Genomic DNA, 22,439 nt, shown 5'->3' with positions numbered 1-22,439 from the left:
GCCAAATACACCATGAATACGTCGAACTCCGGTATCACTGTTTCTTATACTCAAGAGTCGAATTTTGAGCAAGCAATCAATGGTCGAATTGCTACTCTCTGGCAAACACGCGAAGAAGGATTTATAAAATCCTTTGATAAAACCAAATTATTCTGGGTAAAGCTAACTAAGCCTGAGCACAACAAAGCCATCGTTATTGTCAACGGCCGTATTGAATGTACATGGAAATACCAAGAACTCTTCTACGATCTTTTCCAGCAAGGCTACGACATCTATTCCTATGACCATAGAGGCCAAGGTTATTCTGATCGCCTTATTGAAGATAAACAGATGGGCTACGTAGGCGAGTTTGACGACTATGTGAAAGACTTAGACATCTTAGTCCAACAGTTTGATTTAGGCCGTTATAGTCGTTGCCACTTACTCGGTCACTCTATGGGCGGCAACATTGCCACTCGCTATATACAGACTCATCCCGAGCATCCGTTTAAAGCTATGGCTCTAAGCGCACCTATGTTTGGTGTTAACCTGCCCTGGCATCTAAAGCCAATTGCGCATTTACTCGGCCAAGTCCTCACTGCCGTTTATCCAAAGCCGACATTTGCCCCAGGGCAAGCCCCCTATTTCCCAAAGCCGTTTGAAGGCAACTACCTAAGTCAAAGTGATGTCCGCTATCACTGGTTTAGACGCCTTTACGAAGAAAAACCAGAAATCAAAATTGGTGGTGCGAGCACTCGCTGGGTGTGGCAAGGCTTAATGGCCTCCAAACAGTGCCTACTAATGACACGCCAAATCAAAATCCCACTGCTGCTGATACAAGCGAGTGAAGATAAAATTGTCTCCAACGATGATCAAATTCGATTTATTAAGAAACTAGCGAAAACCAATCAGCAATGTGCATTGAAGATCATCTACGGTTCTCGCCATGAAGTGCTGTTTGAGCAAGATGAGTTTCGCAATGACGCTCTCCATACGACGTTATCCTTCCTCAACCAGTATTGATGATAAAAATGGGAAAAATCATTGGGTGATATTTACCCTCTTTTTCCCCTTTATGTTCGAGTAAAATAGCTTTTCAACCCGTTCTGGGTCGAGTAACGCTTTTTACGAGGGTGATATGACCGAAATACGCAAAGAAACTCCTTTCCATATTGTAGCTTCTGATTTAGACGGCACTTTGCTTGCCCCAAACCACCAGCTCAGTGACTTTTCTAAACAGACTCTCAAAGAGCTACACCAAAAAGGCTACACCTTTATCTTTGCAACGGGTCGTCACCACGTAGACGTAGCCGGAATTCGTGAGATTGCAGGTATTCCAGCGTATATGATCACCTCTAACGGTGCTCGCGTGCATGACCAGAACGATCAACTGATGTACAGCAAAAATGTACCTGAAGAACTGGTTCAGCCAGTGATCGATGTGATCAGACAAGATCCTGAGATTTTTATCCACATGTACCAAAATGATGATTGGTTATTGGATAGAGAAGATGAAATGCTAGCCAAGTTCCATAGCGAGTCAGGTTTCGCATACAAACGCTTTACAGCAGAACACGCGCCGAACGATGGGATCGCAAAAATATTCTTTACTCATCCAGAGCAAGATCATGACCACTTAGTGATCTTTGAGAACAAACTGCGTGAAGCTTTTGGCGATCAATTGAATATCGCCTTCTCTACCCCATGGTGTCTTGAAGTCATGGCCGACAACGTGTCAAAAGGGGAAGCATTGAAAGCGGTTGCGGAATCTCGTGGTCTAACACTAGATAACTGTATTGCCTTTGGTGATGGAATGAATGATGTGGAAATGCTTTCAATGGCAGGTAAAGGTTTAGTGATGGCGACTTCACACCATAAAGTGATGGATGCATTACCTAACAATGAAGTGATTGGCAGCAATGCCGATGATGCCGTTGCGCGTTACTTAAAAGAGCACCTCATCTAATATGTTTAATAAGGCCGCGACTCTGCGGCCTTATTGATTCTAAAAAGTTAACGCTGACTCGGCAGTTTTTCTTTTCCTAAAATAGCATGCCACTCTTCTTCACTTACCGGCATAATGGAAAGTCGATTACCCCGTTTAACCAACGGCATATTTTCCAGTTCCGGCATCGCTTTCATCACTGCCAGTGAAATGAGACGATCTGTCTTACGCACAAACTCAATATCCACCATCACCCAACGAGGATTCTCCCTCGAGGATTTCGGGTCGTAATAATCACTTTCCGGATCGAAAGCGAAATGGTCGGGATAAGCTTCTTTGGTCACTTTGGCAATCCCTGCAACGCCCACTTTTTTACATGATGAGTGATAAATCAGCACTAAGTCCCCTTCTTTCACTTCATCACGCATCATATTTCGCGCTTGGTAATTGCGCACGCCCTCCCAACAAGAGGTCGTTTGTGTGCGAAGAGTGTCAATAGAGAAGGTGTCAGGTTCAGTTTTGAATAACCAATATGCCATAATAACTTCCGAGTAACTTTCAATGAGGAAGATATAACATGAAGGCGCTGCAAAACCCAGTCGCACTGGTGACTTTACTGGCACTACAAGCCTGCTCGACGGCTCAAGTCGAACAGAGTTCAACTACCCAAGTGCAAGCTAGCTTAGATAAACCAGCCTCTGTCAAACCACAAACCTTTGTGATGCGTGGTCAGATAGTACTGGGGCATGAGGTCAGCTCGATCACACCATGTGGCAGTCAGCAGCAGTATTGGCTCGACCTTCCTCAAGATCGTTTTCAACAAGGACTAAAACTCGTTCGAGCGCCATACGAACCACTCTATGGTGAGGTGATTGGACATTTAGCAACAACAGAAGGCGATGGCTTTGCCTCTGATTACAGTGCTCGCTTTGTAGTCGACAAAATCAACCTGCTCACAGCAGAAAACCCAAACCGTTGCGATACACCAGTCAAATCAACACAAGCATTTGGCATGGAACCCTCATGGTCTGTCCGTTTTGCAGACAACCAATTGGTACTCAGCACTATCGGTGCAGAACCACAAACCTTTACGATCAACTCTAGTCGTATTGAAAGCGATAAGCGTCGTTACCAGTTCGATGGCGGTCAATTGGAGTTAGAGCAAAAAAGCTGTGTGGATGGCATGAGTGATAGCTTATATGGCTGGAATTCTACCTTCATATTGAATGACAAAAAATATCAGGGCTGCGCGACTCTTGCTAACCAAGATGCAACGCAAAATTGGGCCCAGACATACCAAGCTCAAGCAACAAAAGGGACCCCGTTTAGTGTCACGCTACGCTTGAATCCCGATCATACCGCCAGCACCACCTATCAATACTCAAGTGGGGATGCGGATACGGTCGAAAAAGGCTTTTGGCAACAGTTAAGCCCTGAGCAAGTGCAAGTCATCGGCACTCAACTGCAAGGCCAACCGCTCATTTCAGAGCGACTTTATTCACGTCAGGGAACACAACTGTCGACCTCTCAAGAAAAAGTAGGTGATGTGGTGTATGACATCGCCAATGGCGGGTTAACTCTCTTTCAGACTAAATCGGTCATGAATGAAATGAGCCAAACACAAGCGTCAAACTTAAACCCAAGCAAAGTTCCTTCGAGTGATCAGTTTAATCCTGCAGTGGACAAAGCACTAAGAGAATACTTCTCAGACCACAAAACCAACCCAACCGGGACTCGCTATCGTTGGCTAACCTATGATTTAAATGGAGATGGCAAAGAAGAGTTGCTCGCTCAACTCGATTGGTGCGGCTCGGGTGGTTGTACTCTATTAGTTTTTGAAAACCACCAGCAAAAATGGCGCTTCAACAGTCGAGTCACATTGGTACAAACTCCGATTAATCTCGGAAGAAATAGTAACAATGACTGGCAAGACCTCGTGCTATTTGTCAGCGGTGGTGGCGCTATCCCTAACCAGCATATTCTTAAATATGATGGCATTAGCTATCCACTCAATCCGAGTATTGCCCCTGTCGCCAACTACGATGAAATCAGTCAGGTACAGCTATTTTCTGATGGCCTAACGCCTTATCAAGGTGGAGTCACTCTGTAGTATGGTAACGGAATCGCCTTGTCCTAACTGCGGGCTCAAGTTTAACTGTATCTGCTCGAGCATTCCCAATATCAATGTGAATGCTCACTTCGCTCTTTTAACGCATGAAAACGAACAACATCGAGATACCAATACTGGGCAGTGGCTAATGAAGTCACTGCCACATTGTTCTATACATATTTGGCAGCGTAAGTCACCTTGCGAAAGGTTAATGGCACTGATTGAAGATGAGAAGTATCTACCGGTTTTGCTATTCCCGAGCGATCACAGTATCAGCGTTGAAATCACGCAAACCAATGCAAATCAGCAGAGTCGCATACCGCTGTTTATTATTCTTGATAGTACTTGGCAAGAAGCAAGTAAGATGCTGCGCAAAAGTGCATGGTTAAAAGAGATTCCTTTAGTCCACTTAACGCCGAAGCAAGCTTCGGTTTATCAGTTGAGAAAAAACCAAAATGACGGTCATCTATGTACACTGGAGGTGGGTGCAGAAGTGATCAGAGAATTAGGCGGCAACCATCAAGCCGATCTGTTGATTGAGTTTCTAACCCATTACATGCAGGTCTTTCAGGCTGATAAAAGTGGTCACTCCTATCAGCCTAATTAAGCCTTAAAACAAGCGTGTCGGCTTCGCAAGATAAAAGCCTTGCAAGTAGTCGACACCCAACTCTTCTGCCACTTGGCATACCTGCTGGTTATGAACAAATTCAGCCACCGTTTTGGCATCGAGAGCCTGACACAGCTGTACCAATTGCCCCGTAATATGACGCTGTTTCTTATCTACATCGATAGTTTTAATTAAGCTGCCATCGAGCTTAATTACATCCGGTTCCAATCGGATAATTTCATCTATATTGGAATAACCCGACCCAAAGTCATCCACTAAGATACGTACGCCCATCTTCTTAAAATGTCGACACACTTCAGCCATACGAGAGAAATCTTTAATTTGCTCAGATTCGAGAACTTCAATACCCAATCGAGATGGAGAATTAAGCTTCATGACCGCTTGTTCTAGCATCTCCAGCGTTTTGTCGCTGAGCATATCTTGCGGTGAAAGGTTGATCGAAAACGATTCCTGCTTGTCCGCCATATAACCTAATGTCGACGCCAACATATAGCGGCTTAAACGGGTATAGAGATGCGTACCCTCAATGATCGGGAGGAAACGGCCTGGCGAAATAATCGCTCCCCCATCCTCAATACGAACTAGACACTCTTGCGAAACTTGTTGTCGGCTGCCCGCGGCAAAAATCGGCTGACTATAGGTGATAATGCGTTGATTCAAAATCGCGCGACTCACACTGCCCATCAAACTCAATCTATCTTGCTGCTCTTCTTTACTCGTCGCACAATCGCGGGCATTGATGAAGTGCGTATTACGTTCTTTACTTTGACGTCTTGCATCAATCGCTTTCAGTAGTAATTCATCACCTGACACTGTGGGAAAGTCGACCACACTGGCAATCCCCCCAGTGATAGAAACAGATAAGTAATCCACTTCCGGTAAACCATAAGGTTCAAAATTTATATGTTCAATTTGATCAGCAAAAACCGAGAACTCTTGCTTGATGAAGTCACTCGATGTGTCCGATTGAAATACAATCGCCCATTCAGCCGTTCCGATATAGTAAAGGTTTTTAACGAAACCAGAACCTCGATGTTTAGACAATCGCTCAACAAAATGTTCACTTAAATCACGAATGAGTTCATCTGCAACTTGGTAACCATATTTCTCATTTACCTGATGAAAGCTAGACAATTTAAGCGTAATAACATGCTCATTCGTCTGAACCTGTTTAAGCCTTTCTTGCAACGCGACTCGGTTTTTTAACCCTGTCCGCTTATCCAATCGGTAGCTCTCGATCAGTTTTTCCGTCTGTTTGGCCAACTTGGCTTCGATATCGATACGGGTTTCATCTAACTCTTCTATCGAGTATCGAATCAAATGAAATAATGGTGATGTCGGGAATGCTTCTTTTTCTTTCGGCAACACTAACGCAGGACGACTCGCACTTTCGCTCATCGCTAGGTAAGTCATACTGTGGTGCAACACATTTTGCTGTTTATCGCGATACAACTCACCCATGCAATAGGAGCCGCTGCAAGACTCGAACCTATCGAAAGGTTTAATTTCACTCATCCCTTCGATGAACTCGAGTCTCGACTCACAGTTATAGATAAACAGAGTTTCGGGGTTATGAATGGCCAATTGACGAGCTTCGTGGCGAACATTTTCAAGCGTAAGAGAAGGGTGGTTGTAACACATGCGCAGTTCATCACCGAGATCAAGCGGCTTATCAAATTCAATACTACCATCGGGATAAAGAGAGGTCGGAATACAAATCTGATTATTACTACGCTGTAGCGGAAAGCTCAGCATCTGCTCGAGGCTCAATTCTCTGCCATCGGCTAAACGATCACGGTACACTTGGTGTGCTGGTTGGTGGTTCAGTGAATGCAATATAGAGCCACTTGCCTTAGTCACTCTTAATGGGCTACCAACGGTTGTCCACTCGGAAAATGCATTCCGCCATACTTGTAAAACATCACTGTGCAATGCAACCGCAACCGCTGCTTTATGATACGTCTTTGTACCAAGCAATAACCACTCTTTACGCCCTTCCACTGTCGCCGCTAATCCACCACAAATCGGCACATCGCAAATGTCACTTAGTGCTTGATAAAGGTTGTAATCCCAACTGTTGGTTAAATGGGAAAAACTTATTATGGCTTTAGAGTTATCTTCCAGCGCCAACTTATCAACGATGTGTTGTGCGTCTTGCTTAGGCTCTTCATTGAGCACAACCGCCGCTGAAGAAAAATAGGTTTGCTCAAACTGAGATAGAGTGACCAAAGTACCTTGGTGATAAATCTCACCTTCAAAAATCACATGGCGGGTACTATGACCAATAATTTCGCATTGAGGATGCTCTCGCTGTACACAAGCAGCATAGTCAGACGCGACCTCTTTAGGTTGCGTCGAAAGGATTTGAACTAAATGAGAACTACCTCTCCCTGACGGTAGTTGGTTCAGAAACGTCATCAATTGCTGGTTGTCAAAAACCAGCGCGGAATAAGTGCGCATTCTATTAGCCTAAGACGTTGATAAAATAAGAGCTCTTTTTCGTATAACGTAATCTATGTATGCTCGGATGAAAAGCTAATATTTTGTAAGAATTAGCTCACCTCTCATTCAAAAGTATTAACTCATGTAAAAGCTTCACTTCAACATCCGGTAAAGTTCGTGTTTTTGGCTCATTTCTTATTATTTTATTCTGGTCATTAAACCAACAAGCAGATAAACCACTGCGTTTAGCACCATGAACATCAGTAATCAGATGGTCCCCAACATGAAGAATAGATTTCGCTGGTAATTCAAGGAATTGCACTGCTTTGTGATACATCTCTTGATGGGGCTTAGCGCGACCATCAGCCCCTGCTTTCAACACCTTAGAAAAATAGCGACTAAGACCAATTTTGTGAATATCAACATTTCCATTAGTAATTGCTACTAAAGGCATGGTTTTAGACAACTTATCTAACACTTGCAGACTAGAATCCGGAACTTTAAAGTCACTTCTAAGTTCCAATACCAAATCAACCAAATCTGTCGCCGCTTGATGTGCCTGTTGAACGTTATAGCCAAGCTGGATCAAACCATACTCAATACTTTTCAAACGCCATAACGTTACATCATTTCTCAACCAGCTATCTTTTTCAGCAACCTGATACTTGATCTCTTGCCACCAAGAGTTCGATTTACTTGCACTGATTGGATGATGAGTATGTAGCCACTCTGTCGCTTGCGCTTCAACTCGACGAATGATCGGACGGTTGTCATAGAGCGTATCATCCAAGTCAAAGGTCATGGCCTCAATACGGCCCAGCTGACGATAAAAACGCATCAATTACCTCCGCGTTTTTTGGCTCTAGGGTGTGCTTGGTCATAAACCTCAGCGAGATGTTGAAAATCTAAGTGCGTATAGATTTGAGTCGTCGAAATGTTTTCATGCCCAAGCAACTCTTGCACCGCTCTTAAGTTATTGCTGGATTCGAGAACATGGGTAGCAAAAGAGTGACGTAATTTATGTGGGCTGATATGACTGGCTACAGCCTGCTTTTGCCCCCACTCCGCCATACGTTTTTGTACATTACGATGAGAAATTCTCACACCTAACTTAGAAACAAACAACCCAGGTTCATCTGGTTTAGCGAGTGTTCCACGAACTTTAAGCCACTTACCAACCCATTCAGCTGCCATGCCAGTAAACGGAACTTTTCGCTCTTTATCGCCTTTACCGACAACACGTAGCTCCCCAGATAAAAAGCTCACGTCTTTCACATTGATACTGACAAGTTCAGCCAAACGCAGTCCGGCACCATACATCAGCTCCATCATAGCGCGATCGCGAATAGAGAGCGGATCGTCTTCATTCACATCCAACAATTGCCCAACCTCATCAACATCAAGGTTTTTTGGAAGTGGGCGTTTTTTTCTAGGTGCAGAAACCCCTTTCGCAGGGTTCGCACTCATCTCACCACGCAAAATCAAGAAATCGAAAAAGCTGCGCAGCGATGACAAACGCGTTGCGAGACTACTGGCTTTCATACCATCTCGCATGCCTTTACTGGCTAACTGACGCACCCAACCCGCATCAACCTGAGACCACTCTTTTAGGCCCAGGTGCACTAAGTGGTGCCCCATGGTTTCAAGTTGTTGTTTGTAATTTCGTTGGGTATGGAGGCTAAGCCCCTTTTCGCTTCTTAGGTATTCATAGAAGCGTTCAAGAGGCTTTTGGAGACTGTTAGGCAGAGGTATTACTGATTCGCTCATGTTCTTCACATTGCCAAGGGAGAGACTCGATTAAATGAGAAAGCACTAATGCGAGATGGCGTAAGAACAGCGTATCCATGTGTGGTTGAAAATGACCACCATCACAACTGGAAAATGCCAATACACCCTGCAATGCTTTTCTTTTTAAAGGTAGCACAACATATGAACCCATCTCTGGAGCTCGATGATTATCGGCAAAAAGCAATTCACGATCGGCTTTACGCATCCGACCTAAATAGGCTTCTTTACCGTTTAAATGATTAGTCGCAAAACGCTGATACTCGTCGCGAGCTAAGGAGTAGAAGTTTGAATCGGCATCAAATAAGCGTACATAGGCGACTAAACCAAGAGATTTCGCCATCTCTTCAATAGCTTTTACTACGCTGACCAAAGAGTCACACTTTAAGATCTGCTCTTGCAGCGCCATAAATTCATGGAATGTCTGGTCATTGCTCTTTGCCAAAGACATAAGAGCTGTGATTTCTTCTTCCAACTCCTCAATGCGTTGACGCTGACGATTCAACTGAACGTGAACCAAAGAGACAGCCCCTTGCTCCTGAGTCGGCAAGGCCAGACGATCCACCAACTCTCTGCGATTAGAGAAAAAATCTGGATTATCACGTAAGTATTCCGCGATGACTTCTTCTGTCAGTGCATCCGCTTCAATTTGAGACACGTTAGTTCCTTTACTCTTTATTATTGTGTTGTTTTGCTATGAATTAGCAGCTCAGTTGGCCGTCAAATACATGCGTTGCCGGACCAGTCATAAATAGAGGCTTTCCTGGACCTTTCCAACTGATGTTTAGGCTTCCTCCAGGGAGATTAACTTTCACCGTTTCATCAAGCAGGCCCTGTAAGATACCAACGGCAACCGCCCCACATGCGCCACTACCACACGCCTGGGTCTCACCCGCACCGCGTTCATAGACACGTAAATTGATTTCGTTGCGATTCACAACCTGCATGAAACCGGCATTCACCCGCTCTGGAAAGCGCTCATGAGATTCTAGTAGCGGGCCTAATGTATCGACATCGGTTGTCGTCACATCATCCACCACGGTCACCACATGCGGATTACCCATGCTCACGGCACCACAGAACAACGTCTTCTCTTCGGTACGCAGGATGTAGGTTTTTTCCATCTGCTTGGCTTTAAATGGGATCTTATTGGGTTCGAACTCAGGGACGCCCATGTTCACGGTAACCTGATCATCTTCCTCAATGTTGAGGACCATTTTGCCTTTCTTGGTACTAACATTAACGCTGTATTTATTGGTTAGCCCTTTCATCCGCACAAAGCGGGCAAAACAGCGAGCGCCATTACCACACTGCTCAACTTCACTGCCGTCGGCATTAAAGATGCGATAGTGGAAATCCGTTTCTGGATCATACGGCGCTTCAACAACCAATAGTTGGTCAAAGCCAACCCCAGTGTGACGATCCGCCAAACGACGGATCAAATCAGGGGAGAAAAAAATGTTTTGGGTGATACAGTCCACGACCATAAAGTCGTTACCCAAACCATGCATTTTAGAAAAATGGAAATGCATAAACGTCCAATTACTCCGGAAGAATGTTTTCTAGTGCCCATAAGCTGGACAACTCTTCACGCTGACGTACTAAATGTGTTTGATCACCATCAACCATCACTTCAGCAACTCGTGCGCGGGTGTTGTAGTTCGAAGACATCACGAAGCCGTAAGCTCCAGCAGAACGAACAGCGAGTAAGTCATTCTCTTCAAGAACCAATTCGCGGTCTTTACCTAAGAAGTCACCGGTTTCACAAATAGGGCCAACCAGATCGTAAGCTTTCGCTTCTCCAGTACGAGGAGCAACAGGAACGATATCTTGCCATGCTTGATACAATGCAGGGCGCATCAAATCATTCATCGCGGCATCGATAATCGCAAAGTTTTTGTGCTCTGTATGCTTTAGGAATTCAACTTTCGTCAGCAAAATACCCGCGTTGGCTGCAATTGCACGGCCCGGCTCAAAAATCAGTTCCAGCTCTTGGTGGTTTTCAAGACGCGCCAATAGAGCTTTTGCATAATCAGATGGCTCTGGTGGCTGCTCATCACGATACACAACACCTAAACCACCGCCGACATCTAAATGCTCAATCGAAATGCCTTGTGCTTTGAGGTCGTCAATGAGTGCAAGTAGACGATCTGTCGCATCAATAAACGGGTCAATATCCGTTAGCTGAGAACCAATGTGGCAATCAATTCCTTTCACCTCTAAATGCGCTAGGCTTGAGGCAAATTGATACACTTGCGGAGCTCGGTCAAAAGCAATACCAAACTTATTGTCACGCAGACCAGTTGAAATATAAGGGTGGGTATGAGCATCAACATCAGGATTAATACGCAGAGAAATTGGCGCTTTCACACCTAGTTCGCCAGCCACTTTATTGAGACGCTCAAGCTCAGGTTCTGATTCGACATTAAAGCACTTAATACCTAGCTCAAGTGCACGACGCATCTCTTGCTCCGTTTTACCAACACCAGAGAAGACCACCTTTTTCGCATCGCCACCAGCAGCAATCACACGTTCCAGCTCACCGCCAGACACAATGTCAAAGCCAGAGCCAATACGTGCCAATGCATTCAATACACCTAGGTTAGAGTTCGCTTTCACTGCGTAACAAACCAAATGCGGGTGATCACCAACCGATTTATCAAAAGCGTTCCAATGGCGCTCCAATGTCGCTCGTGAATATACGTAAAGTGGCGTACCGTACTGCTGAGCCAAATCAGACAATGCAACGTTCTCGGCCCAAAGTTGGCCATCATCCTGATAGTTGAAGTAATCCAAAGTGCTTTCCCTTATATTCTGATATTACTTAATAATTGTTATGAAGACTGTTCGTTTTGCTGGGTCTCGTCTGGCATATACAGGGAACCTGTTTGACCGCAACCAGCCAAGCCAAGAACAGAAACCACAAATAGCGCTAAAATTGTTTTTTTCATCGGTTCTATGTGATTATTTCATCAATGCCCCCTATAATCGCACCACACTCAAGAAAAGCAATAGGATAGATAAGATGAACGAGACTGAATTTCATCAGTTAGTAGATGTTCAAATGCAAATCATTGAAGAAATGATTGATGATTCAGGTGCGGACATCGATTACGAGACGTCTGGTAACGTAATGACCCTTGAGTTTGAAGACCGCAGCCAGATCATCATCAACCGCCAAGAACCAATGAAAGAGATTTGGCTAGCATCCAAGTCTGGCGGCTTCCACTTTGCTTTAATCGATAATCAGTGGACCTGTTCGAAAACAGCGATGGAACTGATCGCTATGGTGAAACAAGAGTGTGAAAAACACTGCGATGAAGAGATCGAATGGCCATAACTGCCATTAAAGTATTAAACAGTAAAAAGGCCATCATGATGATGGCCTTTTTATTTATGCGTTCACAATTTTGTTTTGCTTGGGATAGCCCGCGCCATCACTACGATAAGGCACGATATAAGCTTCGCCATCTTCTGGATGCACAATCTGGTAATACTGCGGTAAGTTGAAGTTAATCAGTTTAGATGACACACGAGTCTCATCTTGTGCTGAGGTATAGAAACTGTTCACGCTCGCAATCATTTCGTCTTTCTCACCTCGAAACTGGTGATAAACCTCAACACGATTCGATTCATCGAGAACATAAATATTAAAACCTTGTTCATTATCTTCGAAGAAGAACTGAACCAAACCTTCACTAGCAAAGCCATCAACTACTTCTGGCAACTGATAATCTTGCTCTTTGTCCAACATCAATAAAGGCGATCCCTTTAATTTGTTGGTTGAAATACTGCGATAAAAATCAACCGAGTTTTCCAGCATTTGAACAGACACGCCGCGACGTTCAAAGAACAGACCATACATTTGTTGGCCAATACGCAACGCTTTAAATCGACGACGTTTCTCTTGCTCGACCGGTTTCAAACGTAAATCGATACACTCGGCAAGCAGCTGATACACCATGTTTCTCATCACGCCACGCAAGTTTTTGCTATAGCAGAACACGTCTACTGATTCTGGTGGCAACGCATCTTGGTGCATCTTACCCAGCACCGTTTTCAACGCGTCCAACATCGCAGTCTCGCCTTTAAAATGCAGCGTACGTACTTCTTGCCAAGAGTTTCGATAAACCAGATCAACACTGCCGACCAAGCACTTCTGCTCGTGGCCAAAACTAAAAATATCGGTGTTCTTAGGATCCAGCTTTAACGTCTTGCCACTTAGCTCAGAGGTTGGGTCATCTTCAAAGTTGATGAACATTGCCAGTTGGCTAATCTCACATGGACTTGCTAACGCCTGCATAGTTGGGCGATGTTTACGCAGTGAAAAGGTATTACGTAAGTCACTTACCATTTGATAGAATTTATCAATATCTAAGTGAGCATCACGGACCACAGAATGTAATCTTGTCGACTCAGTGATGAGGCCATTAAAGAATGACCATGCCACCAACTTACTCAAATACTCGTTATGCTCCAATGGCGCTTGACCAATAATACGATGCGGCGTCAGTGGCTGTTTATATAAGTACCAACCTTGTTTATTGGCGCGACCAGGTCTCACTTCAATAAAGGTCAAATCAGATTCATGTAAATCTGGGGAAATCTGTGGATTAAGTAGCGTTACTTTACCAGGCAGGACTTCGAATGCAGCGTACAGTTTACGCGCTAAAATACTGATATCTTGTGGGCTAATTGCAGAGGTAATATCGTTACGACGAGCAAATTGAATCAAGTTGCGGTAGCTTTGCATCAAAGCATCAAGCAGGGCGTGATGAACCTCTTTTACCTGCTCAACCTTCCAGTTACGACGATCATCTAATTCGCAAATGACACTATCATCCCAGCGCCACTTTTTGACCATATCGCCTAACGCTTCACGGCGCCAAGCCACAGAGCCAACGCTCGGTTTACGAGACAATTTCTCGTGTGTCTTTAGGTAGAAACAACGACGTACTAGATCTAGACGCGTATGATCACCAATTCTCTCTAAATAGCGCGTTACCTTCTCAAGCATAAGGTAGTATGCGTCCATCCCATACAAGTCAGGTTCATGCGCAAAGAATCGACGCTTAGTATCTAAACTAAGAAGCTGCGTATTTGGGTATTCCCACGAGTATGCTTCAAGCAAAATCGCTTTAAGTACAGACTTGTAAGGCGCATCGATACTTTTGTAGAGCTGCCACAAGTTTGAGCCAAAATACTCTTCAGCAGGGATTCGATTTAACTTACCGAAGTCGATCCACTGGGAACAATCAATATAGCCCTTATTACATAAGTCTTGAACATATTCGTCGTAGCACTCTTCCATCTCTGGAGGCACGATTTGCCATAGCAAACGCATACCCGCTAAGCGGACAGCTGAACGATAAAACTCATCTAATAAAAGTAAATGCTGAGAAGATCCACAGTTATCACCAGTCATCTCTTCAGAGTGGTTTGAGCGGAAACGCTGCTCATCCATCAAGAAGAAGTTGGCTTCAACACCTTGGGTCTGCGCCCAGTCCGTGATCAACAAACATTTGTTGGTGAGGGATTCGCGCTCTGCCTTACCCATTTGTGGTGAGACACATACCCAAATATCAAGATCACTGGAAGTGCTTTGACCAATTGATGACGTACTACCCATGGTATACAAACCAAGAATCGCTGGATTGTCTGTTGTCGACAGTGATTGGCCTATGGTCAGTTCTGTATCTTGTACAAACTGCTGTTGAGCGTCATTAAACTCAAACTCACATACCCCATACGGGACTTGAGCATCGTAGTAACCAGGAATAACAGGGTGGTTGAAGTGAAGGAGCGTTGGGATTAAATGGAATACACGCTGACTTTGCAAATCCATAAGAGCCAGAGCCCGCTCAGTGCGTTGCTGGTTCAGATTATCAAGTCTTTGGATTAACGTCTTGGTGTAAGCCTGCAAGGGGGAGTCCTTGGTTAATTACCTATCGTATGCCGTGAACAATTATTGTTCTAAAGCACCGCTGAAACGTGATCAATCTAACACTTTTATTCGAATTGGTAAAGAATTGTACGATCGATTCGACATTATACTTTAGTGCAAATCCGCACTGCCTTAGTGTGGTACGGAACCTCTATTAATTATAATAGCCAATCCTACAAACGAGACATTTATCACACTCTTTTGATGATTTTATGCTAGTCCCACCTATAGCTTACTTCCGAACAAGATTGCAGTAATACTTTTTATCCTACAGTGGTAGGATTGGGTCATTAATTTGACCTATTAGTAGAACATCATGACTCAATCTTCTCCAATTCGTATCGCGACGCGTAAAAGCCCACTTGCTTTATGGCAAGCTTACTTTGTTAAAGACGCTCTACAAGCTGCCCACCCAGGCCTTGAAGTCGAGCTAGTGACCATGGTGACTAAAGGCGACATTATTTTGGATACACCTCTAGCAAAAGTGGGTGGTAAAGGACTATTTGTAAAAGAGCTTGAAGTGGCAATGCTTGAAGGACGAGCAGATCTTGCCGTGCATTCGATGAAAGATGTCCCTGTAGATTTTCCAGAAGGGCTAGGTCTAGTCACGATTTGTGAGCGTGAAGATCCTCGTGATGCATTCGTATCAAACACCTACAACAATATTGACGACTTACCTCAAGGTGCCGTTGTTGGAACATGTAGCCTACGTCGTCAATGTCAGATCAAAGAATACCGCCCAGATCTAGTCATCAAGGAGCTTCGTGGCAACGTCGGGACTCGTCTAGGCAAACTAGATGCCGGCGAATATGATGCGATCATCCTTGCAGCCGCTGGCTTAAAACGCCTTGAACTAGAAGAGCGTATTCGTAGCTTCATAGAGCCAGAACAATCACTACCGGCGGTGGGTCAAGGCGCCGTGGGTATCGAGTGTCGTTTAGATGATGAACGTCTAATCAAGTTACTAGAGCCACTGAACGATAAAGACACCGCTGATCGCGTACTATGTGAACGCGCCATGAACCTAACGCTTGAAGGTGGCTGCCAGGTTCCAATCGGTAGCTATGCCCTACTTGAAGGTGATGACGTTTGGCTACGCGCACTTGTCGGTGAACCAGATGGTTCTGAAATTGTTCGCGGTGAAATCAAAGGCCCACGCTCTGAAGCTGAAGCCCTAGGCATCACTTTAGCCAATCAACTGCTTGATAATGGCGCTCGCGAAATCCTTACCAAGCTATACGCAGATCACGAGTAATCACTATGGCAGTGTTGGTCACCCGACCTGGTGAGCAGGGCCGCGCATTATGCACAGAGCTAAAAGAAGCAGGGTTTGACGCCCTGCATCACCCTCTTATTACGATTCAAGCTGGCGAGTCTCTTTCCAGCTTGAGTCATGACTTAAACCACTTCGATATCGTCATCGCCGTCAGTCAACATGCGGTAACGTTTTCTCACCAAGCGCTATTACGCCAGGGCCAAGAATGGCCAAATCACCCCACTTACCTTGCCGTTGGTCAAAAAACCGCACATGTTTTAAGCAAACATTGCCAACAAAAAGTACACTACCCAGCAGTGGGTGATAGTGAACATCTGCTTCGGTTAGACGCATTAGTGAATGTAACCAATAAGAAAATTATTATCTTGCGTGGCAATGGTGGACGTGAACTCATTTTTGACACACTCAAAGATCGCGGTGCCACAGTAGAATATAGAGAAGCATATAAGAGAGAAAACATAGCTTTCCGCTCAGAAATGCTTGTTCCAATCTGGCAAGATAAAAACATTCAGCAATTAGTCATCACCAGTTCAGGTCAGCTTGAGTATTTTATCTCACAGCTCTCAAGTACTGAGCTAGATTGGTTATTTGCGCTGCAGCTCTATGTACCAAGTGAACGGATTGTACAAGAAGCACTGAAGTTAGGGTTTAAAGAGGTTATTAATACCTATAGCGCTTCAAATCAAGATTTGTTGGCTACTCTCCAGTCAACTGCAACAGGACAATAAACAATGACAAGCAAAAATAAAAACGACCACATTGAACCTGAGAAAGAAAATACCTCAACACCGGAAGAGGTTACTCAAGCTGCTTCTGAAGACACTTCAGCTGCTGAATCAACAAATGAAAAACAAAACCAACCAGATCCCGTAGCCGAGCAAAAAGAGCCTGAAGAAAAACAAGGTAAACGTGGTGTTAAGTTAGGTACCGTTGCAATCATCCTTTCTCTCTTATTTGGTGGTGGTCTAACTTTCCAAATGCAACAAAAAGACGCTGAATATCAAGCGCAAATCAATGCCCTTCAAGCGCAACTGGCTCAAACCAAAACCTCGGTACAGCAAGATTTAGCCGCAACTCAAAAAGAAGCCATAGCAAAAGCAACTGAAATCACCCATCGCGCAGAGACTGTTTTACAACAGCAACAAAAGAGCATTGAGAGCCTACAGCTTGCTATTGCTGATGTAAAAGGCCGTCGTCCAAATGATTGGTTATTGGCGGAAGCGGACTACCTAGTCAAACTCGCTGGTCGCAAATTGTTCCTAGAACATGATGCTGTGAGTGCAACTAAACTTATGGAAAGTGCAGATCAACGTATCGCTGCACTTAACGATCCAAGTTTAGTACCACTGCGTAAAGCAATGGCAAATGACATCACGAAGCTCAAAACCGTTCCTCTTGTAGATAGAGAAGGTTTAGTCTTGCGCCTAACCTCACTACAACAGCAGGTAGATCAATTGCCACTTGCCAATGCACTACTGCCTGAAGCGCAGCAAGTCGAAGCAAAGAAAGTCTCTGGAGACATTTACGATTGGCAGGATAACTTAATGACCTCGCTAAAAGATTTCTCTGAAAACTTCATTACGTTCCGTACCCGTGATGGCAACGTCATTCCACTGTTATCACCACAACAGCACTTCTACTTGAAAGAGAACATCAAAGCGAAGATTGAAACAGCAATCAAAGCTGTTTATGTCGAACAACAAGATATTTATGCGACCGCCCTTACAACGGCAGATAAATGGTCTAGCACCTTCTTCAATCAAGATGCGAACAATGTTATCGAGTTCAATAAAGCACTTGAAACATTGAGCAAGCAAAATGTTCAAGTCGACTACCCTGTAAAACTAGAAACTCAACAGCAGTTGGCTGATGTCATTCGCGATCGCCTACGTCGTGAAGTGACTACCCTGATCACGGAGGAAAAATAATGTTTCGAATCATTTTTCTGTTCGTTGTATTAGGTGCAGGGCTGTTTGCCGGCACTCAATACTCAGGGCAGCAAGGCTATGTTCTTATCTCAATCGCTAACAAAACCATTGAGATGAGCGTAACAACGCTAGTAATTTTTGTAATCGCGACACTTGCCGCTCTGTTCGCCCTAGAGTTCCTAGTTAAGCGAGCGCTATATGCAAGTTCTGCAACCTGGAATTACTTCAGCGTACGTAAACTGCGTCGTTCTCGTCGCTACACCAATGAAGGTATCATCAAGCTGCTTGAAGGGGACTTCAAACAAGCTGAAAAGAAAGTCACTCGATGGGCTAATCATCATGACATGCCACTGCTTTGCTACTTAGTCGCTTCTGAAGCTGCGCAAGGCTTAGGAGATACTGAGAAACGAGACAAGTACCTAGCACTCGCATCTAAACAAGAGAATGCGGAACTTGCGGTTGAGTTAACTCGAGCAAAACAGCAAGTGCGTGAATCAGACTTTAATAGTGCTTTCGATACGCTTTCTACTCTCAAAGCGAGTTACCCAAACAACACTATCGTGCTGAATCTTTTAAAGTCAGTCTACATCGAATTGAAACTTTGGCAGCCACTACTGGATTCACTTCCTAACTTGGTCAAAGCGAAGATCGTCACTCAAGATGAGCAAGTACTACTCACTCAAAAAGCACAGTGTGGCTTGCTGTCTGAAGTAGCAGAACAAAAAGGCAGTGAAGGCTTAATTGCGCACTGGAATGGACTTCCTCGTAAACTCAAAGCAGACGATCACTTAGTTGAATGCTTCGCGAAACAGTTAATTGCGCGTAAAGCCGACAATGAAGCATTCACTTTAATTAAAGAGAATCTTAAAAAGCACCCTAACTCCAATCTATACGCTCTACTGCCAAACCTCAATTTGGCCGATAGTCATCCAGCGGTTGTTTTCCTTGAAGAAGTCATACGCAAAGATGGTAATAATGCACAAGCGCACAGCGCCATTGCTCAATTCCATCTACGTAATGAAAAATGGCAAGAAGCTCAACAACATTTAGAGAAAGCTCTTTCGGTTCGCTCTGATGTTTCTGATTACTCCTACCTTGCTGACGCGTTGGAAAAGCAAAACCTCACTAAAGCCGCTCACGAAGTGTCTAGAAAAGCGCTCACTTTAGTGCAAGCCTAAATCCTAATGAAGCGATTAAGCCGACCCACAAGGTCGGCTTTTTTACGCCTATTCTAAATAACCGGTGTTATTTGGATGACTCGACAAATTTAAAAATAGGTAATTGGTTGCAGAATAAAGACAAAACCTTAAGTACTATGTTCAATTGTTGTTCACCTAAGGAACTAGTAAATGGAATTCATTACCTTAGTGATCGGGTTTGCATTCATCGCACTCGTTTTTGTCTCTCCCTTTATGAGCTATCAAGCTTATAAAAAAGTAGCAAAGTTAGAAAAAAGAATTCGTCTATTAGAAAGAGGGTTAGAAGCGCCCTCTGCTGAACCCCCTTCTATCGAACAAGCGCCTAAAGTAACTGAAGTTCCTCAGCCAGTCATAAGCACGACCAAAGAACAACTGGCATCTAAGCCATTTAAACTCACTCAGCCACTTGTAAAACCCAAGCTTCGCGTTGATATTGAAACCAATGACTGGCCAGATAGATGTTTACGCCACTTGAAAGAAAATTGGCTCATATGGGTGGGTGGTTTAGCGATGGTCATTGGTGTGGGTTACTTAATCCAAGTGGTAAGTAGCAACTTTACTTTTACCTCTATAGCCAGAATAACTATCGCAACTGTGTTATCTGCTAGCTTATTTATAGCTGGTGAGTGGCTACACCGAAAAATTCAAAGTAGTGACAGTCACCTATTGAGTAAAAAAGCGGATACCTACGTCCCTGCAGTGCTTTATTCAACCGGGATGAGTGGACTATACGCAACCATTTGTTTTAGTACGATCATTTACCAAATGCTCTCTCCTGCAACCGCATTAAGCTGTATCGCACTACTCGCCATACTCTGTATTGCAATAAGTCTCCGCTTAGGGCCTCTAATGACGGCATTGGGTTTGTTCGGTGGCTATAGCGCCCCATTATGGATTGGCGGTGAAGCACCCAACTTTCTTCTGCTTAGCGTTTATATCACTACCATCTCAGCTGTCGGTGTATTTATCCGTAAATATATCGAAGTTAAGTGGCTACTCGCTGCAGTTTCAATTGGACAGATATTCTGGCTGACGTTAATCAGCTTTGAGATCCCAAATGAGCAAATTCTAGTTTGGTTCACGCTGTTCTTGCCACTAAGCGGCTACCTTTTGCTATTTGTGCCGCATCTCGGCTGGATGCTTAAACGGTTAACTAAGCCAAGACTCAGTCAGGTTTATAACCATCCAATACTCCCTGCACTGCTTCTGATGTTTATCACTTTTATCATAATCATTCGTGGTGAAGCATTAGGGACTAGCAATATGCTGTTGTTTACATTGCCAGCAGCACTGCTCATCTTGCCTATCATCAATTTGAAAGCGGCACCTAGAATATTCAACTCAATTAGCTTAGTCGTAATGGTCATGATTGAACGGATCACGGTCAGTATCAGTGAACAGGTGCACGAGCAGAGCTTAGCTATAGTATGGATTGTCAGCTCAGCTATGGTCGGCTTAGTCGGCTTACGTGCCATCGGACAATATATGTGGGGAGATAGAAAACGTTTTAGCTACTGGAACGCGCTCCTTTCTCTCCCAAGTATGATGATTGGCGGATTGCTCTATCTCGATCAACCTTATCCGCAGTTACTTGCTTATTGGAGTATATTCAGCCTAGTACTCGCTCTAATCGTGGTTGCATTTAGCCAAAAACTAAAAGTTTTCACTCAGGAAGCTGTGACTATCTTCCATTTAGTGGTGATAGCTATCAGCTACTGCTTCCTATCCGCTGGGTTCTTCACTACAGCAGTGGCGCTGCAAGTATTCATCGCAGTCATCCAATATAGATTCAACTATTTGCCACCAAATCTAACCACGATCAAAGTGATGGTTTCAGTATTGCTGGCTCGTATTACTTTGATTCCTTTTGTGCCAGATCTTCAAGCAACAGGAATCAACGAATCACTTATTTTGCTAGCTAGCTTCCTTCCTGTAATTACTGCACTAATTCTAGCAGCCAAAGTTATTCAACCTCTCCAGCCAAAGATGAAACTGTGGCTTGATGCCGCCAATCTGCATATCGGCACATTGCTTATCTTTAGCCAATCGAACTACTTGATAGCTGGCAGTTATAATTTCATCACCGATTTTGACTTCTATTCTGTCAGCCTCTTTACAGTTGAAAGTTTAATGCTCTTTGCCGTTTACCAACTAAAGGCTCAACGAAGTGAGCGTTTAATGAGAGTCTATCAATATGGCTCTTATACAATGTTAGGTATTAGCCTCTTGCTGAGCTGCTTATTAAATACCTTATACCAACCTTTATTCGGCCTGTCTGTATCAGGGCAAGCATGGCCGATTTTTAACTGGCTAGCAGTAGGTTGGCTGTTCGCAGGGTTGCTAGCCATCCTATTGGCTAAAAACGTTAAACTTAACGCGCCACTTAAACCTATTTACTTTTATTGGGCGGCTTCGGCTCAAATAGGATTATGGGCTATCTATTCTATTCGACAATTCTGGCAACCTGAGAGCATGAGTCTTTACCAATCAACCGGAATGGCTGAACTATTCAGTTATACCGCTTTACTTATTATTGTCGGGGCCATCGTGACTTATTGGGGAGCAAAACGCACACATACTCAATTGCAGAAAGTAGGCCTTCTGATATTAGGTATTGCTGTCATTAAAGTTTTCTTCTCTGATACTTCAACATTGGAAGGGATCTGGAGAGCTGTAAGTATGCTTGCTCTCGGTGGATGTTTAGTTGGTTTAGGCTGGCTGTTCCAAAGATTACAGAGCAAAAGCACTTCACAACAAGAGCAGAGCTAAATATGAAGTAAATAGTTTCTAATTGGAGCCTAGTCGCAAGACTAGGCTTTTTATTAATAGATTGATGCAGCAAGACAATGAAAACTGAGGCTTAAACACGAGTAGAAATACGCTACCACTATCGCTCAAACGTAAACTGGGTTTCATCTGAAATCAATAAGGGATGGGATCGGAGTCGTAACCCATTGGCCATATAGTAAAAATGAAAAAACCTAGCATTTCTACTTGGACACATTGTTTGAGGCTTAGTCTTAAATAAATAACGGAGCGGTTGGGGTTACGTTCAATTGGGAGGGAGAATTACTTTGCTCTAAAACGACGAAACCCAGTCCGAAGACTGGGTTTCTAAATAAGTGGCTGACGGCTGGGGTTGCAGGCAACCGGGACTCGTTGGTCGCAGACCAAATTAATCCTGTAGATACGAAAAACCCTAG

At 44.1% G+C, this 22,439-nt stretch carries 19 protein-coding genes; 10 read left to right on the top strand and 9 right to left on the bottom strand.

Annotation, left to right across the window (positions count from 1 at the left end; translation table 11 throughout):
• Positions 1-12 precede the first annotated feature (12 nt).
• Both GVO60_RS21145 and GVO60_RS21140 read left to right on the top strand, forming a co-directional pair.
• The gene (locus GVO60_RS21145; protein WP_159657606.1) at positions 13-1,002 is read left to right on the top strand and encodes an alpha/beta fold hydrolase; all 990 of its coding nucleotides are present in this window, start codon (positions 13-15) and stop codon (positions 1,000-1,002) included.
• A 115-nt stretch (positions 1,003-1,117) separates the two neighbouring features.
• On the top strand, positions 1,118-1,945 hold the full coding sequence (locus GVO60_RS21140; protein ID WP_159657604.1) for a Cof-type HAD-IIB family hydrolase: 828 nt from the start codon (positions 1,118-1,120) through the stop codon (positions 1,943-1,945).
• A gap of 47 nt (positions 1,946-1,992) precedes the next feature.
• Here GVO60_RS21140 and GVO60_RS21135 read toward each other — a convergent pair whose 3' ends face one another.
• Positions 1,993-2,463, bottom strand: coding sequence for an EVE domain-containing protein (locus GVO60_RS21135; RefSeq protein WP_159657602.1), 471 nt, complete (start codon positions 2,461-2,463; stop codon positions 1,993-1,995).
• A 38-nt stretch (positions 2,464-2,501) separates the two neighbouring features.
• Between GVO60_RS21135 and GVO60_RS21130 the strand changes: the two genes are divergently transcribed.
• Both GVO60_RS21130 and GVO60_RS21125 read left to right on the top strand, forming a co-directional pair.
• Positions 2,502-4,034 (top strand): COG3650 family protein, encoded by a 1,533-nt coding sequence (locus GVO60_RS21130; RefSeq protein WP_159657601.1) that lies wholly within the window; start codon positions 2,502-2,504, stop codon positions 4,032-4,034.
• A 1-nt stretch (position 4,035) separates the two neighbouring features.
• A complete protein-coding gene (locus GVO60_RS21125; RefSeq protein WP_159657599.1) occupies positions 4,036-4,641 on the top strand; it encodes a tRNA-uridine aminocarboxypropyltransferase in 606 nt (201 codons plus the stop codon).
• A 3-nt stretch (positions 4,642-4,644) separates the two neighbouring features.
• Here the strand turns inward: GVO60_RS21125 and GVO60_RS21120 are convergent, their stop codons facing one another.
• The 7 genes from GVO60_RS21120 to lptM all read right to left on the bottom strand — a co-directional run bounded on the left by GVO60_RS21120 (position 4,645) and on the right by lptM (position 11,840).
• A complete protein-coding gene (locus tag GVO60_RS21120; RefSeq protein WP_159657597.1) occupies positions 4,645-7,122 on the bottom strand; it encodes a bifunctional diguanylate cyclase/phosphodiesterase in 2,478 nt (825 codons plus the stop codon).
• Positions 7,123-7,219: 97 nt separating this feature from the next.
• A complete protein-coding gene (gene yigB / locus GVO60_RS21115; protein WP_159657595.1) occupies positions 7,220-7,942 on the bottom strand; it encodes a 5-amino-6-(5-phospho-D-ribitylamino)uracil phosphatase YigB in 723 nt (240 codons plus the stop codon).
• The gene (gene xerC, locus GVO60_RS21110; protein WP_159657593.1) at positions 7,942-8,871 is read right to left on the bottom strand and encodes a tyrosine recombinase XerC; all 930 of its coding nucleotides are present in this window, start codon (positions 8,869-8,871) and stop codon (positions 7,942-7,944) included. Before xerC ends, yigB begins: the two co-directional genes overlap by 1 nt.
• Positions 8,843-9,547 (bottom strand): DUF484 family protein, encoded by a 705-nt coding sequence (locus GVO60_RS21105; RefSeq protein ID WP_159657591.1) that lies wholly within the window; start codon positions 9,545-9,547, stop codon positions 8,843-8,845. Before GVO60_RS21105 ends, xerC begins: the two co-directional genes overlap by 29 nt.
• Positions 9,548-9,590: 43 nt before the next feature.
• On the bottom strand, positions 9,591-10,421 hold the full coding sequence (dapF, locus tag GVO60_RS21100) for a diaminopimelate epimerase (protein WP_159657589.1): 831 nt from the start codon (positions 10,419-10,421) through the stop codon (positions 9,591-9,593).
• A 10-nt stretch (positions 10,422-10,431) separates the two neighbouring features.
• Positions 10,432-11,685: a diaminopimelate decarboxylase gene (lysA, locus tag GVO60_RS21095; RefSeq protein WP_159657587.1), complete on the bottom strand. Its 1,254-nt coding sequence runs from the start codon at positions 11,683-11,685 to the stop codon at positions 10,432-10,434.
• Positions 11,686-11,723: 38 nt separating this feature from the next.
• Complete coding sequence (lptM, locus tag GVO60_RS22665) at positions 11,724-11,840, bottom strand: LPS translocon maturation chaperone LptM (protein WP_159657585.1); 117 nt, start codon at positions 11,838-11,840, stop codon at positions 11,724-11,726.
• Between the two features lie 74 nt (positions 11,841-11,914).
• Here lptM and cyaY point away from each other — a divergent pair, with 74 nt between their 5' ends.
• Positions 11,915-12,229, top strand: a complete 315-nt coding sequence (gene cyaY / locus GVO60_RS21085) for an iron donor protein CyaY (RefSeq protein ID WP_159657583.1) — start codon at positions 11,915-11,917, stop codon at positions 12,227-12,229.
• Positions 12,230-12,283: 54 nt separating this feature from the next.
• On the opposite strand, the gene GVO60_RS21080 is transcribed toward cyaY, so the two are convergent.
• Positions 12,284-14,812, bottom strand: a complete 2,529-nt coding sequence (locus GVO60_RS21080) for a class I adenylate cyclase (RefSeq protein WP_159657581.1) — start codon at positions 14,810-14,812, stop codon at positions 12,284-12,286.
• Positions 14,813-15,149: 337 nt separating this feature from the next.
• On the opposite strand from GVO60_RS21080, the gene hemC reads away from it, so the two are divergent.
• The 5 genes from hemC (at position 15,150) to GVO60_RS21055 (ending at position 22,005) form a co-directional block, all read left to right on the top strand.
• On the top strand, positions 15,150-16,088 hold the full coding sequence (gene hemC / locus GVO60_RS21075) for a hydroxymethylbilane synthase (RefSeq protein ID WP_159657579.1): 939 nt from the start codon (positions 15,150-15,152) through the stop codon (positions 16,086-16,088).
• A 5-nt stretch (positions 16,089-16,093) separates the two neighbouring features.
• A complete protein-coding gene (locus GVO60_RS21070; protein ID WP_159657577.1) occupies positions 16,094-16,837 on the top strand; it encodes a uroporphyrinogen-III synthase in 744 nt (247 codons plus the stop codon).
• Positions 16,838-16,840: 3 nt separating this feature from the next.
• A complete protein-coding gene (locus tag GVO60_RS21065) occupies positions 16,841-18,037 on the top strand; it encodes a uroporphyrinogen-III C-methyltransferase (protein WP_159657575.1) in 1,197 nt (398 codons plus the stop codon).
• Positions 18,037-19,215, top strand: a complete 1,179-nt coding sequence (locus tag GVO60_RS21060; RefSeq protein ID WP_159657573.1) for a heme biosynthesis protein HemY — start codon at positions 18,037-18,039, stop codon at positions 19,213-19,215. Before GVO60_RS21065 ends, GVO60_RS21060 begins: the two co-directional genes overlap by 1 nt.
• Before the next feature lie 171 nt (positions 19,216-19,386).
• Positions 19,387-22,005 carry a DUF2339 domain-containing protein gene (locus GVO60_RS21055; protein ID WP_159657571.1) on the top strand — a complete coding sequence of 873 codons (2,619 nt, stop codon included), beginning with the start codon at positions 19,387-19,389 and terminating at the stop codon, positions 22,003-22,005.
• Positions 22,006-22,439 lie beyond the last annotated feature (434 nt).

The organism is Vibrio atypicus, assembly GCF_009811315.1.
Taxonomy (GTDB): domain Bacteria; phylum Pseudomonadota; class Gammaproteobacteria; order Enterobacterales; family Vibrionaceae; genus Vibrio; species Vibrio atypicus.
Note: the sequence above shows the minus strand (reverse complement) of the source record. Positions and strands in the feature narration are given on the sequence as shown.